This is a genomic window from Calothrix sp. PCC 7507 (genome assembly GCF_000316575.1).
Classification (GTDB): domain Bacteria; phylum Cyanobacteriota; class Cyanobacteriia; order Cyanobacteriales; family Nostocaceae; genus Fortiea.
The window spans coordinates 2,884,533-2,899,434 of record NC_019682.1 but is presented as its reverse complement, the minus strand read 5'-3'; the positions used below and the strand labels follow the sequence as shown (position 1 = coordinate 2,899,434).

The window sequence follows — 14,902 nt, the reverse complement described above, 5'->3', positions numbered from 1 at the left end:
CTTGACTCTTGACTCTTATACCAGTTGCGTAAGTCCTAAATACGATTCACTGTTTTTGTTAGCAAGTGCTAACCTTACCCATAAAATAATTTTTGACGGGCTACAATACCCGTTCATGTTTCCTCCCATACCCAGAAGGCATGGGTTTCCACATGTATCGAAAGGTTTTATGAAAACTCATGATCCAAAGCGTAAATTCCATCCCAGCCTTTGATATCAAACAGCAATACACCACCATTGAAACAGAGGTGAGTGCTGCTGTGTTAGATGTCTTGGTTTCTGGTCGTTATATTGGCGGTCCCTTGGTTGAAGGTTTTGAAAAACAGTTTGCTGCCTATCATGGTGTGACAGCATGTGTAGCTTGTAATTCGGGTACTGATGCTCTGTTTCTCGCGCTACGAGCTTTAGAGATTGGTGTAGGAGATGAAGTAATTACTACACCGTTCACCTTCGTAGCTACAGCCGAGGTAATCAGTGCTGTGGGTGCAAAGCCGGTTTTTGTGGATATTGATGCTACTACGTTGAATATAGATTTGCAGCAAGTAGCGGCGGCAATTACACCCAAAACCAAAGCTATTATCCCAGTTCACTTGTTTGGGCAACCTGTCGATATGACGACGCTGATGGCGATCGCTCAATCTCACAATTTAGCAGTAATTGAAGATTGCGCTCAGTCTACAGGAGCTAGTTGGGGTGGTGCAAAAGTTGGCAGCATTGGACACATCGGTTGTTTTAGTTTCTACCCAACCAAAAATCTCGGTGCTTGTGGTGATGGTGGCGCAATTACAACTAATGATCCAGCGATCGCTGCCAAGCTGCGGATACTCAAAGAGCATGGACAGAGAAATCGCTATCAATATGAAGAAATTGGTGTCAATAGCCGTTTAGATGCCATCCAAGCAGTGATTCTGGCTATTAAACTGCCTCATCTCGATGATTGGAATCAACAACGGCGGGCGATCGCCACTTACTATAACCAGTTTCTGAGTCAAGTTGCTGGTATAGTCACACCCCAAGAGTTAACTGGAGGTGTGAGCGTCTGGAATCAATATACTATTCGCATCTCCAGTCAAGGGCAGAATGGCTCTAGTGCCGCATATCGGGAATCGGTGCGTAGTCAACTACAAGAACGGGGTGTAAACTCAACGGTTTACTATCCCCACCCTCTGCATTTGCAACCAGTTTATCAACATCTAGATTATCAACCAGGACAATTGCCAGTAGCCGAGCAAGCCTGTCATGAGGTTTTATCCTTGCCCATGTTCCCTGAACTGACAACCCAACAGCAAGATCAGGTGATTTATGCTCTGAAGGATAGTTTGGAGTAAGAAGTCAAGGGTCAAGAGTCAAGAGTTAGTAATCTTCTCCCCCTGCCCATTGGTGTCAACTTAACGCTAAAAAGGCGGTTATAAACCGCGACTACACAGGCAAAACCCACCTCCGTGGGTTAAAAAACCTTAATTTTTTCTTAGCCCACGCAGGTGGGCTTTGTTTGTATAGCCGCGAATTCCATTCGCTGGGGCTTACGTTGACACCAATACCCCCTGCCTATTCCCCAACCAGCACTCTTGTTGCTGCTAATGCCTCTACTAAGCTACGCACAGCGGCAATCATGGCGACTTCGCTGTTGAGTTGATTGATGGCGGAACCGACGCCAACGCCAGCAGCACCGGAGGCGATCGCTAGTGGGGCAGTGACGCTAGAAATGCCAGAAGCACACAATACTGGCACTGAGACAACGCGGGAAATCTCAAAGGCTGCTGCCAAAGTGGGGGCAGCTTTTTCGATTAATCCCAAAGTTCCAGGGTGATTTGGCTTGCTGCTGGTACCGCCTTCGGTTTGGATAATATCGGCTCCAGCTTTCACCAGTTCTTCTGCTAGTTGTACCTGCTGATCTAGTGGCAGGATGTGGGGGACGGTGACAGATAAGGTGATTTCTGGGAGCAACTCGCGGGTTTGGCGAGTGAGTTCTAGCACTTCCAGAGCCTCAAAGCGCCGTCCTTGAGCATAGAATGAATCAAAATTCCCAATTTCAATCAAATCAGCACCAGCTGCCACAGACTGGACAAACTTTTCTGGTTCTACTGCCGACACACAGATTGGTAAATTAGTCAATGTTTTTGCCAATTGTACTAAAGCGGGATCAGCAGCGATATCCACAAAAGTAGCACCGCCCAAATCAGCGGCTTTAACGACAGCAGCCGTGCGAGAAGCGTCAAAGTTATTTAAACCGCTAATCACTTTCAGGACATGGCGGTTAGTAAATGCACGTTGGAGTGAAGAATGCATTGTCATAGTTCGTTTTTTGAAGCTACGAAAGTAAGGTATATTCTACAATGAGTCGATGGCATCGACACTGAACCCACTTATTTACGCTGGATTGTGCCGCTGCTGCAAATGCTCACGGAGTTGGCATATTCTCAAAGCACCCCTCACCTAGTAGTCTGTCAGGGTTGAAATGAGGGACTGTAGTGTGAGCGTCTCGCTCACGCGGGCTTTTCGGCCCGCACTACCAAAAACCCCTCAAAACAAAATTGACAAACCACTAGTACAGCGCGGCGTAAATAAACATACCATTTCAAATGGCGCAAGAGCTTGGAATACAATTCTTTTGACTTTTGACTTTTGACTTTTGACTTCCGCCTTGCGGTACTAGGGTGTTGACTCTGTGCCTTTTTAGGTGATAAAAATTCATGCAAAATTTGTGTAGTCATTGCGAGCGGAGCGAAGCAATGACAATCAGGAGACTTTACACGGACACAGAAATAGTACGAACCAAAAACGGGAAAATTCCAACAAAGTCAACACCCTACCCCTCACCGAGACTCAATCTGGTATTTGCCAAATTCTGATAGTCTTGTCCTTACTGCCACTAACTAAAGTTTTACCATCAGGACTGAAAGCAACGGCATAAACCTCTGCAGAATGCCCTGTGAAGGTAATTATGGCCTCGCCTGTATATAGGTTCCACACTTTCACAGTCTTGTCATCACTGCCTGTGGCGATATATTCACCGTTGGGACTAAATGCGATCGCATTCACATCAGCTAAATGCCCTTCAAAGGTGCGAATTGCCTTGCCTGTATTCAGGTTCCACAGTTTCACTGTCTTGTCATCGCTGCCACTTACCAACAACTGACTATTGGGGCTAATAGCCAAGGCATTGACATCAAGTGTATGAGCAGGAATTGTGAGTATTTCTTTTCCGGTTTTTAAGTGCCAAATTTTAATAGATTTATCCGCGCTACCACTGACGATTTTCTCACCATTGGGGCTAATAGCAACAGCTAAAATCTCTCCTGAATGGCCCTTGGAGGTGCGAATTTCTGCCCCTGTATTGAGATTCCAGGTTTTGATAGTTTTGTCGTAACTGGCACTAACAATAGTTTGGCCGTCTGGGCTGATAGCCACAGAACTAATTAAGCCTTGATGTCCAGTCAGGGTATGTCTTTCTTTTCCCGTGTTGAGATCCCATATCTTGATAGTTTTGTCATCACTACCACTAACAACACTTTGACCATCTGGGCTAATGGCAACAGCATAAACTTTACCTGTATGTCCTCTGAGAGTATGGAGTTCCTTCCTCTGCTTTAAGTCCCAGATTTTCACAGTTTTGTCATCACTACCACTAGCTAAAGTTTCTCCCAACAGAGAAATTTGGTTTTGAGTAGGAGATGGAGGTAATGGACGAAAGGACAGAGAATTAACATCACCTGTATGTCCATTGAGGGGTAATCTTTGCCAATACAAATAACTCCCAAACCCTAAAAATAGGAGAACACACCCCAATATTAGTTTCTGTATGAGTTGGATTTTGGGTAGTCGGATTGGCGGTTGAATTACGGTTTCAGCTATAATTGGCGATTTTTGCCTTATCTCTGGTAGCAACGGCGTCAGAGGTAATGATGCACTTTGTGGCGCTTGCTGTAAGTCTTGCAGGACTTCATCTGCTGATTGATAGCGATACTCAAGTTCTCTTTGTAAAAGCTTATTTAATACATGCTGCAATTTTGCAGATATTGGCGACTGCAGATTTTTTTGCCAGTGTGTCACCCAGCTGTAGCCATGTTCCATATATAAGTGAGAGGGATGAATTCCTGTCAGCAGAGTTAAGCACGTCACACCTAAACTAAATAAGTCACTAGCTGGGTAGGCAAAACCATACTTCATTTGTTCCATCGGTGCGTAGCCTTGGGAACCGATGCTCGTACCTGTGTGTTCTACAGAGGCGACTGTGATATGCTTGGCGACACCAAAATCAATCAGGACTAAGTTGCTCTGCTGTCCTCCTGGATAAGGAGAATTGGTTTCTTGAGGGGCGCGACGCATGATATTGTCTGGCTTGATGTCGCGGTGAATTACCCGATTTTCATGGACAAATTTCAGCACAGGTAATAATTCCCGCAACAATTGCCAAATCTTGTCCTCACTGAAAAGTCCCTGTTGTAATTCCTGTCGTAAACTTTGTCCCTGGATGAACTGTTGCACTAAATACAGGTAATGATCCTGTCCAAAATAGGCATATAAGGTGGGAATTTGGGGATGTTCTCCTAGCTGTTCCAGACGCTGTGCTTCTTCGTGAAACAGTTCAGTCGCCTTCTGTAGAGCGCTAGTACCTTGGATTTGAGGTGCTAACTGTTTGACAACGCAACGTGCTTTGAGCTTATCTTCATCTGTTGCCAAAAAAGTTCTACCAAACCCTCCGCCTCCCAATGGCTGAATAATTCGATAGCGGTTTCGTAGCAGTGGTATTAGTTTTGTCCCACAACTTTGGCAGAAAACTATGCCATCAGGGTTGAGAGGCTGATTGCAACTGGGATTGAGGCAGTAGATCATAATTGGGCATCTATCAGCCGTTGTCATTTATGATAAATATTTCCTGAGCATTATTGCGTATACGCGATCGCTATTCTATTAAATTTTGCTCACAGAAGTTACTATAGTCATCTGTGTTTGTAGTAAAGACTTTAGTCCTTGATTTTTTTAGCTCTAAAGTGTTGACTACGAATATCTCAAAAGTTTTGAGCCAGACCACTAAAGGTGTTTTTGGTAATGCTCTTCTATCGCACCTACAGCTGCTAATAATGGTGAATCTAATGGCTCAATCCAATCAGCTACTCCACTCGCTAGCCCAAGAGTGGAAATTCCTCCTGATGGTTCCAGATTACCTGCTAGCGTCTGGCTTCTAATAGATTTTAGGGTAGCGATCGCCTTGTTTAAACGCTCTTGTTTCCCTGCTTCAGTAGAGGTATGTTCGGCAATTTCCAGAGCTTGATCGATGAGTTTGATAAACTCTGTTGTGTTATTTTTCATAAATTTTATGGGCAACTGAAACTTTCTATAATTAGATTTTTTCCCTCAACCCACTTGATATTTGGGTCTTTTGAATCTTGAATAAAAGTCTGTTGACCACCACCTGGATAGCATTTTGTGGGGGTTTGAGGAGCAACAATGCCTTGATAAATTGTTGTTCCTGCTGGCAAAGTGACTCTGAGGATGGTAGTGGCTTTATTACCCCATTCTTGATTGAGAGCTAGATTTCTAATAACTTCTAGATTAGTTTTATATCTATCAGTTGTTAAATACCTACCATATTTGTTCTCAGTAGAACTATAGTAGCGATAAAAAGTCTTTTGCTTTTTTAGTTTAACTTCCTGACATTGAGAGTTAAGAAAAGTAACAGCGATCGCTTCTGGCAAAGGACATGAAGAGGTAGCGTCTTGGGCAAAAACTCGTGATGAATTAAATTGAAGACTGGGGAGGGGCGCGACTGAGAATAAGTTACTGAGAACGCTTAACCCAATACTTACGGAGGCGGACTGCAATTTCACGCAAATTCTTCCTTACAAATTCTCTTAAACGCTCCCACAATATCACAAGACCTATGCTAAGTATGATTGCCCACTAAGAAAATGTAACAATGGAAACCATCGATGACAGATGTTGGGCGATCGCACTGTTACTCCGCCAACAGTTAAGCTATTACGCACTTAAATTGCAGACATTTATGAGCATATATTTGTCATCCTAGAGGAAAACAAGTCCTATGACCAGATTAAAAGAAATGCGAGTTACAGACACTTTGGGTATTGTATTAGTAGCAGCTGCCTGCTGTGCTGTCCCTGCATCAGTAGTAATGGCACAACCAGCTGCACTGCAACTGCAATTACAGCGTAGTACTTTGCAAAATGTTGACGATAGTGCAGGACGATGGCAATTTGAGGGAGGTAAGGTAGTTCAAAATGGTAAGCAAACTGCTAATTATGCCAGCTTTAAAAGGATTGTTAATGGCGGTACTGATGCCCAAAATACAGCTATAGTCACAACAACAATATTCTTTCAAGGTAAGAAACCACCAGAAAATATTACACTACAAGGCAGCCATGATTTTAGTTCTGGTGGTCAAATTGGTAGTGTTAGCGCAGCATCAAGTCAGTATGCTGCATATATTGGCAAACAGTATTCTAGAAGGGGCGATACAGTAACAATCAAATAAATCTCCGACAATTCTTGAAAGTAAGGGGGCTGAGGAAGAAGAAAAGTTCACTTGATCATCCCCCTTTCTCATCTCCTCTTACTTCTACCAAAAATAACTTTCCTTAACTTACTTGTATTGGAAGTTTGGCAAGCGATCGCTTTTTGTTTAGCTCGTCTCAAATTATCTGGCACCCTAGTAAAAAGAGGTGTTCGCTCTCTAACTTTATACCTAATAAATCTCTGGAAATTCAGGTTAATTGTGAAACTATCAGCCTACCTTCAATCAGCTTATATCCATCTTCGATTAACCACCATTTGGCTTCATCATAGTTATTGCAGGAAAATACAATTTTATATCCTTGAGCCGGATCATAAATTTGACAGTTTTCTTCACCATCACAAAGTAACAAAAGAATATATGGTGGGGATAAGACTGAGTCTATCCATACTTCTGTAAATTTCCAGTTTTTCTTGACAAAGTCTTTGGTGGTGGATGATCTGCCATTGGTATTATGCATTATCTTTATCCTTCCATAGTATTAGCGATCGCTCCTCCTGAAAACAAGAGCGATCGCTTTTGTATTTTGCTAGTATTCAACAACTAATAACAGTATATTTTAAAGTGGAGACTCCTAAATTACTCGCACGTATACCAGATCCATAACGTGATCTGATCGCACCTGCTTGATCCTCAAAGCATCAGCAATTAAACAAGTAAGTTACCCATCAGTATCACTGAAATTGAGGTATATTACAACACGAGTACCTGGGTAATCCGGCGTAAATAATTATTGTTGGGATAACGCAGAGAGCAGGGAGCAGAGGGAGAGAAGGTTTGAGTCTTGTTTACTTTTCTTCACACAGTTTGGTTTGATTGTGCCAAATTACTTACACTGAAGAGCGGTTTTTTGCATAGCGATCGCCTCCATACTGGCATTATCTGCTATTCAAGCTACTATCTATGCAAATAAGCTATTTGGCGCTTAACTCGCATCTTTAAACGAAAAAGAGTCAGTAGCCAGAATCTAGAATTCTCCTAACTCCTGATTTCTGAATTCCCAATCCAGCGTATATTGTCTTTGCCTCACCAATGCAAATTCTATGGAATTACTGTTGTCAATTCTGCTACTAGTAGAGTTATTATTCATAAATTAACCAATCCTCATCTGATTGGCTATTTAAAAATTCTCTAGGTAAAATGCATGGCAACAGAAAAAGGGCAATGGTTTCAAATGGCGTTACAGATTAGAGGTTCAGTACTTGCAGCAATTTATCAACGTATTTTATGGTGTGGAATTTTCGGTGTTGTAATTTCTGTACTTTATTATTTAAAATTGCCTGTTTCTCAACCTATTTTAGGAAGCGTCATTCCTAGTATTGTTTTAGGACTATTATTAGTTTTTCGGACAAACACAGCTTATGAACGCTTTTGGGAAGGCAGAAAATGCTGGGGTTCTATAGTAAATAATGTCCGAAATTTAGCCCGACAAATATGGGTGTCCATTGATGAAATTAACCCAGAAGATAAAGAAGATAAAATTAAAGCATTACGGTTATTAGTAGCTTTTGCTGTGGCTACTAAATTGCATTTACGAGGAGAAGCGATAGATGGTGAGTTAGAAGCATTAATGCCTTCATCCATGTATTTGAAACTAAAAAGCATGAATAATCCTCCTCTAGAGGTGGCTTTCTGGATAGGAGACTATTTACATCAGCAGTACAATCGCAACTGCCTAAATAGCTATCAATTAACATCTATACAAGAATTATTGAATAATCTGGTAGATAATCTAGGCGGTTGTGAGCGAATTTTAAAAACACCGATGCCTCTAGCTTATGCCATTCACCTCAAGCAATTATTATTACTGTATTGTCTGTTGTTGCCATTTCAAATGGTAGAGAGTCTAGGTTGGTGGACAGGGTTAATTTCTGCTTTAGTTAGTTTCACATTGTTTGGTATTGAAGCCATTGGGTTAGAGATAGAAAACCCCTTTGGTTATGATGCTAACGACTTACCTCTGGATGCAATTTGCAATACAATGAAGCGCAATATCGAGGATTTAATCAACCTGAGTCCCAGTCTGCGAGCGCCCCAGGATAATTTCATGAATTGAAAACCGAACTCCAAACCTCTACGTTAAATATTTGTTATAACCGCCGAATTCCTACTGCTAAACCCTCACATACACCTGTGAGAAAATCTAAATCTAAAGTTGCAATAGTATCACTTGGTTTGTGATAGTGTGGATTCCGCAAGAACGCTGTATCTGTCACCATCATCGCCGGATAACCAACATCCCAAAAAGATGCATGATCGCTCAGTCTGGTTTGCGGAACTATTAAACCTCTGTTGGGCGCAGGTAGCCACTGACTTGGTACTCCAACTTGGCGAATACTACGGCTGATACTAATTAAATCTGGTAGCGTCCGCAAATTGCCAATTAAGGCAATAAAATCACCTTGATTTGGGTAAAAGCGTTCTAGAGGTGGAGGGTAATTTTGGGAGTTAGGCTGAGAATTCTGATAGCCCAGCATCTCTAGCGACATCATTAAACGTAGTCGTTGCTTTTGTTGGCGTAACAGGGCTGCATAATCAGCACTACCAAGCAAGCCATATTCTTCCATGTCAAAAGCCACCAGCCTTAAAGGATATCTCGCAGGTTCAGCAGTAAACTTTCTCGCCAATTCCAGCAAAACCGCCACACCTGTAGCATTATCATCAGCCCCTGGCGTTCCAGGTACAGCATCATAATGAGCGCCAATTAAAATGAGTGGCAAATCCTTTTGTCGCCGTTGAACTTGAGGCGATAAATTTAAAATGAGATTTTGATAGGTTTTGCCGTTTACTAAAAAGGTGTGGATTTCCACACTTCCCCATTGTGCAAATTGCTGGCGAATGTATTCTTGCACAAAAAAATGTCCAGCAGTCGCCATATAGGGATCGCGTTCTCGTGCTATCTCGTTGAGGTGAGTTTGTAATCGCTCTTTTAAAGTCAAATGTTTAAAATTATCCCAATATCAAGTTTTTCCGGTATGAGAAAAGCAAAGCAAGTATTATTTAAGGTGAACTTCTTAACTAGAAGATATAGTTAGTCAATTATATTTGAGTGACAAGAATTGAAACCGCTTGGGCGTACCAACCATCGTCAATGTTATCCTAGTCTTGCAACTGGCTCCTTTAGCTAATCTTTTAATCTTTCTTAGCTGAATGATGATTAATATACCATTGAGGGGTTTTCAACCCACAGCACAAAGCTAGAGGTAGTCCCGCCCAATCATAATAAACGTATAAGACACACGTAGGAGTAGAGTAACGCATGGGCAAGGTAGTCGGCATCGACTTGGGTACAACCAACTCAGTAGTCGCCGTGATGGAGGGTGGCAAGCCGGTGGTGATTGCCAATGCAGAAGGAATGCGAACAACCCCCTCCGTTGTTGGCTTCAGCAAAGAAGGCGAAAGGGTAGTTGGGCAAATGGCACGACGACAAACCGTCCTTAACCCCCAAAATACCTTTTTTGCAGTTAAACGCTACATTGGGCGGAAATATGGCGAACTGAGTCCTGAATCAAAGCGTGTACCCTACACTATCCGCAAAGACGAAATTGGGAATATTAGAATTCCCTGTCCCCGCTTGAATAAGGATTTTGCCCCAGAAGAAATTTCCGCAATGGTGCTGAAGAAATTAGCCGACGATGCTAGTCGCTATTTAGGTGAACCTGTGACAGGGGCTGTGATTACAGTTCCTGCCTATTTTAACGATTCCCAGCGACAAGCCACCCGCGACGCTGGCAGAATTGCTGGGTTAGAGGTGCTGCGGATTTTGAATGAACCGACAGCTGCGTCTTTAGCCTATGGTTTGGATCGGGGGGATACCGAAACTATCTTAGTGTTCGATTTAGGTGGCGGCACTTTTGACGTGTCGATTCTAGAAGTTGGTGACGGCGTGTTTGAAGTCAAAGCCACTAGTGGAGATACGCAACTTGGCGGTAACGATTTTGACAGAAAGATTGTTGATTGGTTAGCAGAGCAATTTCTGGAAGCAGAAGAGGTAGATTTAAGACGCGATCGCCAAGCTCTACAACGTCTGATGGAAGCCGCAGAAAAAGCTAAAATCGAACTTTCTGCTGTCAGCGTCACCGATATCAACTTACCCTTCATCACCGCAACAGCAGACGGGCCAAAACATCTAGAAACTCGCCTCTCTCGTTCGCAGTTTGAAGGTTTGTGTGGTGATTTAGTGGGACGGTTACGCACACCAGTCAAACGCGCCCTGAAAGATTCCGGACTTTCACCCGCAGATATCGAAGAAGTGGTGTTAGTCGGCGGTTCCACACGTATTCCGATGGTGAAGCAACTAGTCCGTGACTTGATTGGCGAAGAACCCAGCGAAAACGTCAATCCGGATGAAGTAGTGGCGGTGGGTGCAGCAATTCAAGCAGGCATTCTTGCAGGTGAACTCAAAGACGTGCTGCTCTTAGATGTCACACCTTTGTCTGTGGGATTAGAAACCATTGGGGGCGTAATGAAAAAACTCATTCCCCGCAACACCACCATACCAGTACGCCGCTCTGATATTTTTTCCACCTCAGAAAATAACCAAAATACCGTGGAGATTCACGTAGTCCAGGGCGAACGGGAGATGGCGGCGAACAACAAGTCCCTGGGACGCTTCAAGCTATATGGCATTCCCCCAGCGCCACGGGGAATCCCGCAAGTGCAAGTATCTTTTGATGTCGATGCCAATGGCATTTTACAGGTGACAGCCCTGGATAGAACCACTGGCAGAGAACAGAGTATCACCATCCAAGGTGCTTCTACCTTGAGTGAAGGGGAAGTGAATCGGATGATTCAAGACGCCCAAAAATACGCCGAAGTTGATCGGGAACGGAAAGAACGAGTGGAAAAACGCACTCGCTCCGAGGCTCTAATTTTACAAGCAGAACGCCAACTGAGGGAAGTGGCGTTAGAATTCGGGATGCAATTTGCCCGCAACCGCCGCCAACGAATTGATAATATTTGCCGGGAACTGCGGGACAGTCTCAAAGAAGACGACGATCGCGGGATTGACCAAGCCTACGCCGACCTGCAAGATGCTTTATATGAGTTAAACCGGGAAGTCCGTCAGTATTATGCTGAAGACGAAGATGATGACTTGTTCGGCACTATTAAAGAAATCTTCACTGGTGGCGAGAAAGAACGCGATCGCGATTTACCCAAAGAAACATATCGAGACCGTGATACCTATAGCAGAGATTATGGTAGAGACTCTGGTAGGGATTATGGCAGAGACGCTAGCAGAGACTCTAATAGTCGAGACTCCAGTAGAGATTATGGTAGAGACTCTAACAGAGACTATGGCAGAGACAGTCGTTCATCTCCCCCTGACAACCGTTCTCCCCGGCGATCGCGTCCCAGCTACCAAGACAACTGGGATGATGATGACGATTGGTTGTAATTATCCTGAAGAGGAATTTGTCAGTAGTAAGTGGTCAGTAGTTAGTAGTCAACAGTCAAACAACTAACTACTGACAGGATCATTTCTAAGAATATAAATTTAAATAACTGACTATGCAAAATTTGCAGAATTTTCGCGATTACTACGAAATCTTGGGAGTACCGAAAGAAGCCACCAGCGAGGAAATTAAAAAGGTCTATCGGCGGTTAGCGCGTCAATATCACCCCGATCTTAATCCAGGAAACAAAGCAGCAGAAGAAAAATTTAAAGACATCGGCGAGGCTTATGAAATACTGTCAGACCCCGCTAAACGGGCACAGTATGACCAATTTAGTCGCTATTGGCAGCAAAAAGGTTTTGCTAACAAATCAACACCAAAGGGCAAAACCTGGGATAATCGCTCTAACGGACGCAGTAGCAATCAAGAAGTAGACCCTAGCCAATTTGCTGATTTTGAGAGCTTTATCAATCAAGTAATCGGTGTAGGTGGTCGCAAAGACAATAGCAATACTAGCACGGGTAGCGATCCGTTTCGTACTCCTAAAAGCAGAGTTGAATACACAGTTCCCCCAACCCAGCCACGCCCTGCGCGCCGGGATATAGAAGCCAGATTGACTTTACCACTAGAAAAAGCTTATCAAGGTGGTAATGAACGCATTCGTTTAGAAGATGGGCGATCGCTAGAAGTAACTATGCCCCCAGGAATGGTTACAGGCCAAACCATCCGTCTACGCAATCAGGGCATTAGCGGCGGCGATTTATACTTAAAAATTACTGTCGAGCCGCATCCATTATTTAAACTAGAAGGCGCTAATATCCTCTGTCAAGTCCCAGTGACTCCCTCCGAAGCAGTTTTGGGAGGACAGGTAGAAGCGCCAACTCTCGATGGCCCAGTTAAAATGATCATCCCTCCAGGCGTGAGATCTGGTCAAAGATTCCGTTTAGCAAACAAAGGCTATCCCACAGAAAACGAAAAACGCGGTGATCAATTAGTGGAGATTCAGATAGTTACACCGAAAAAAATTAGCCCTGAAGAAAAAGAACTTTACGAAAAGTTGCGACAAATTGAAACCTTTAAACCCCGCGCTGATTTACTCGGTTAAGTAGGGCGACGTGAATAAAGCATCGCCAACCCCCTATGGTAGCGAGGTTCTATTATGAAGAAAGAGAATTATCAGTTATCAAATTCACTGTTCACTGATTTAAGTATCGCCGTTTATGAATCTTCTAGCCGTTACGAGTTTGAATAGGCTGTCTCTTCATGTCCTGGTTGAACAAGCATCATCGGGAAATTTTATAGTATCAGTGCCAGAGTTACCTGATTGTGTAGCCGAAGCTGAGAACCGTTTAGATGCGATCGCATCTTTAGAGGAAAAGGTGAGAGCTAGACTGGCAAATATTGAGTTTCTGACCCTAGAAGTGACAAATAATCCTTGGACAGATTTTATTGGGATGTTTGAGGGAGATGATGAGTTTGCGAACTTGGCTCAGGAACTGCGTACCGAACGTGAATTGGATATCAACAATACTGTATGAGCCTTTGGGTGTTGGATACAGATCATGTGTCGCTGTTATTAGAGCGACATCCACAGGTGAGCCGTCGGGTAGCCGTGATGGGAGCAGATGTGGCGATTTCCATTGTGACGGTTCAGGAATTGTTTAATGGCTGGGTGGTGCGAATCAATGGTGCGCGGGAAGTTGAAGATGTTGTGCGACTGTATGGAAAATTAAGCCGGACAGTTGCTCTATTTGGACGGGTGAGGGTGTTGGATTTTGATGAGAAAGCAGGCGAGACGTTTCAGCGATTGCTCAAAGAAAATCCCACCTTATCGAAACAGCGATTGCAGAAGGATATGCGAATTGCCGCAATTGCTTTAGTGAATGATGCAGTTGTGGTGACGCGAAACTATCGGGATTTTTCTCAAGTGTCTTCTTTAAACATTGAGGATTGGTCAATACAGGATAGATAAAGACGGTCAAGTCCTGATCTTAGGCATCATCTGCTATAGCGTTAACAGGTTTACAATTAGAAAAAACTTGATTGCAAGGTGAATTAAACAGCCGTGAATCAAAATGGGGCAATGTCGCAGAGCAGTGAACCCAGTAAACCCAGTTATTACTCTTTGCTAGGATTGCATCCCTCGGCATCGGTAATCGATATTCGTCGCGCTTATCGAGAACTGAGCAAACGCTATCATCCTGACACTACGGAATTATCTACTGTTGTGGCTACTGCTAAATTCCAGCAAATCAACGAAGCCTACGCTACTCTTAGCAACCCAGAAAGACGGTTAAACTATGACTTGAAAATCGGCTATTCTCGTTTTGGGGTGATTCAAGCACCCCCCGACTTAAACCGTTCCACTTCTCAGGCTTATGACTGGTCAAAATCAGCTTACCTTGATGCGAGCGATCGCCCACTCTCCACTGGTGAAATCTTTGCTTTATTTATTTTGGGGTTAACGTTTTTGGGTTGTTTGTTATTGGCGATCACTATTGGCTTAACTCGTGGTGATGCCGCTTTTCAAACACAACAACTACCATTAAATCGGCTAGAAAAGCAGCAGATTAACAATCTGTCACAATCAATTCCCCCTTGGGAAAGTAAAAATTATTTTTGTTAATTTAAAATCTTCAATTGCTTATGCCTCTTCTTTCCCCTGATGCCCCCCTGTATAACCATACCCTGCCACAAATCGAGCAGTGGCTTAAAGATCAAGGCTGTCAACAAGATGAAGCACAGCCACATTGCTGGCATGTGCAGCGACCAAGTTGGCAAGCCGAACTCTCCCTAGATGTTGAGCAAATCACAGTCCGATATATCGCCGCATCTGAAAACAGGCAAGATGTCCAGCGCTCATTCAAATATTCCCTCAGTCGAGAAGATATAGAACAGGCAGTGTTTTCTGGGCCCTAGGGGAGCAGTGAACAGTCATCAATTTGTTAACTGATAACTGATAACTGGTAAC

General features: G+C 43.5%; 15 protein-coding genes. 9 read left to right on the top strand and 6 right to left on the bottom strand.

Annotated features, from left to right (window positions below; translation table 11 throughout):
* Positions 1 to 179 precede the first annotated feature (179 nt).
* Positions 180 to 1,328 (top strand): DegT/DnrJ/EryC1/StrS aminotransferase family protein, encoded by a 1,149-nt coding sequence (locus CAL7507_RS12335; RefSeq protein ID WP_015128807.1) that lies wholly within the window; start codon positions 180 to 182, stop codon positions 1,326 to 1,328.
* 220 nt (positions 1,329 to 1,548) lie between these two features.
* Here CAL7507_RS12335 and CAL7507_RS12330 read toward each other — a convergent pair whose 3' ends face one another.
* The 4 genes from CAL7507_RS12330 to CAL7507_RS12310 all read right to left on the bottom strand — a co-directional run bounded on the left by CAL7507_RS12330 (position 1,549) and on the right by CAL7507_RS12310 (position 5,831).
* A complete protein-coding gene (locus CAL7507_RS12330) occupies positions 1,549 to 2,295 on the bottom strand; it encodes a DUF561 domain-containing protein (protein ID WP_015128806.1) in 747 nt (248 codons plus the stop codon).
* Positions 2,296 to 2,826: 531 nt separating this feature from the next.
* The gene (locus tag CAL7507_RS12320; RefSeq protein WP_015128804.1) at positions 2,827 to 4,836 is read right to left on the bottom strand and encodes a serine/threonine-protein kinase; all 2,010 of its coding nucleotides are present in this window, start codon (positions 4,834 to 4,836) and stop codon (positions 2,827 to 2,829) included.
* Positions 4,837 to 5,034: 198 nt separating this feature from the next.
* Positions 5,035 to 5,313, bottom strand: a complete 279-nt coding sequence (locus CAL7507_RS12315; protein WP_015128803.1) for a hypothetical protein — start codon at positions 5,311 to 5,313, stop codon at positions 5,035 to 5,037.
* 5 nt (positions 5,314 to 5,318) lie between these two features.
* The gene (locus tag CAL7507_RS12310) at positions 5,319 to 5,831 is read right to left on the bottom strand and encodes a hypothetical protein (RefSeq protein ID WP_015128802.1); all 513 of its coding nucleotides are present in this window, start codon (positions 5,829 to 5,831) and stop codon (positions 5,319 to 5,321) included.
* Between the two features lie 215 nt (positions 5,832 to 6,046).
* On the opposite strand from CAL7507_RS12310, the gene CAL7507_RS12305 reads away from it, so the two are divergent.
* Positions 6,047 to 6,496 (top strand): hypothetical protein, encoded by a 450-nt coding sequence (locus CAL7507_RS12305; RefSeq protein ID WP_015128801.1) that lies wholly within the window; start codon positions 6,047 to 6,049, stop codon positions 6,494 to 6,496.
* A gap of 229 nt (positions 6,497 to 6,725) precedes the next feature.
* Here CAL7507_RS12305 and CAL7507_RS12300 read toward each other — a convergent pair whose 3' ends face one another.
* Positions 6,726 to 6,995, bottom strand: a complete 270-nt coding sequence (locus CAL7507_RS12300; RefSeq protein ID WP_015128800.1) for a hypothetical protein — start codon at positions 6,993 to 6,995, stop codon at positions 6,726 to 6,728.
* Between the two features lie 684 nt (positions 6,996 to 7,679).
* Here CAL7507_RS12300 and CAL7507_RS12295 point away from each other — a divergent pair.
* The gene (locus tag CAL7507_RS12295) at positions 7,680 to 8,591 is read left to right on the top strand and encodes a bestrophin family protein (RefSeq protein WP_015128799.1); all 912 of its coding nucleotides are present in this window, start codon (positions 7,680 to 7,682) and stop codon (positions 8,589 to 8,591) included.
* A 34-nt stretch (positions 8,592 to 8,625) separates the two neighbouring features.
* Here CAL7507_RS12295 and CAL7507_RS12290 read toward each other — a convergent pair whose 3' ends face one another.
* Complete coding sequence (locus CAL7507_RS12290; protein ID WP_015128798.1) at positions 8,626 to 9,474, bottom strand: M28 family peptidase; 849 nt, start codon at positions 9,472 to 9,474, stop codon at positions 8,626 to 8,628.
* A gap of 320 nt (positions 9,475 to 9,794) precedes the next feature.
* Between CAL7507_RS12290 and dnaK the strand changes: the two genes are divergently transcribed.
* The 6 genes from dnaK to CAL7507_RS12260 all read left to right on the top strand — a co-directional run bounded on the left by dnaK (position 9,795) and on the right by CAL7507_RS12260 (position 14,850).
* Positions 9,795 to 11,933 carry a molecular chaperone DnaK gene (gene dnaK, locus CAL7507_RS12285; protein ID WP_015128797.1) on the top strand — a complete coding sequence of 713 codons (2,139 nt, stop codon included), beginning with the start codon at positions 9,795 to 9,797 and terminating at the stop codon, positions 11,931 to 11,933.
* 113 nt (positions 11,934 to 12,046) lie between these two features.
* Positions 12,047 to 13,036, top strand: a complete 990-nt coding sequence (locus CAL7507_RS12280; protein ID WP_015128796.1) for a DnaJ C-terminal domain-containing protein — start codon at positions 12,047 to 12,049, stop codon at positions 13,034 to 13,036.
* A gap of 115 nt (positions 13,037 to 13,151) precedes the next feature.
* Entirely contained in the window at positions 13,152 to 13,469 is a 318-nt protein-coding gene (locus CAL7507_RS12275) for a type II toxin-antitoxin system HicB family antitoxin (RefSeq protein WP_015128795.1), read from the top strand.
* Positions 13,466 to 13,903, top strand: coding sequence for a type II toxin-antitoxin system VapC family toxin (locus tag CAL7507_RS12270; RefSeq protein ID WP_015128794.1), 438 nt, complete (start codon positions 13,466 to 13,468; stop codon positions 13,901 to 13,903). Before CAL7507_RS12275 ends, CAL7507_RS12270 begins: the two co-directional genes overlap by 4 nt.
* Positions 13,904 to 14,014: 111 nt before the next feature.
* A complete protein-coding gene (locus CAL7507_RS12265; RefSeq protein WP_015128793.1) occupies positions 14,015 to 14,557 on the top strand; it encodes a J domain-containing protein in 543 nt (180 codons plus the stop codon).
* A 20-nt stretch (positions 14,558 to 14,577) separates the two neighbouring features.
* Entirely contained in the window at positions 14,578 to 14,850 is a 273-nt protein-coding gene (locus tag CAL7507_RS12260) for a DUF3143 domain-containing protein (protein ID WP_015128792.1), read from the top strand.
* Positions 14,851 to 14,902: the final 52 nt, after the last annotated feature.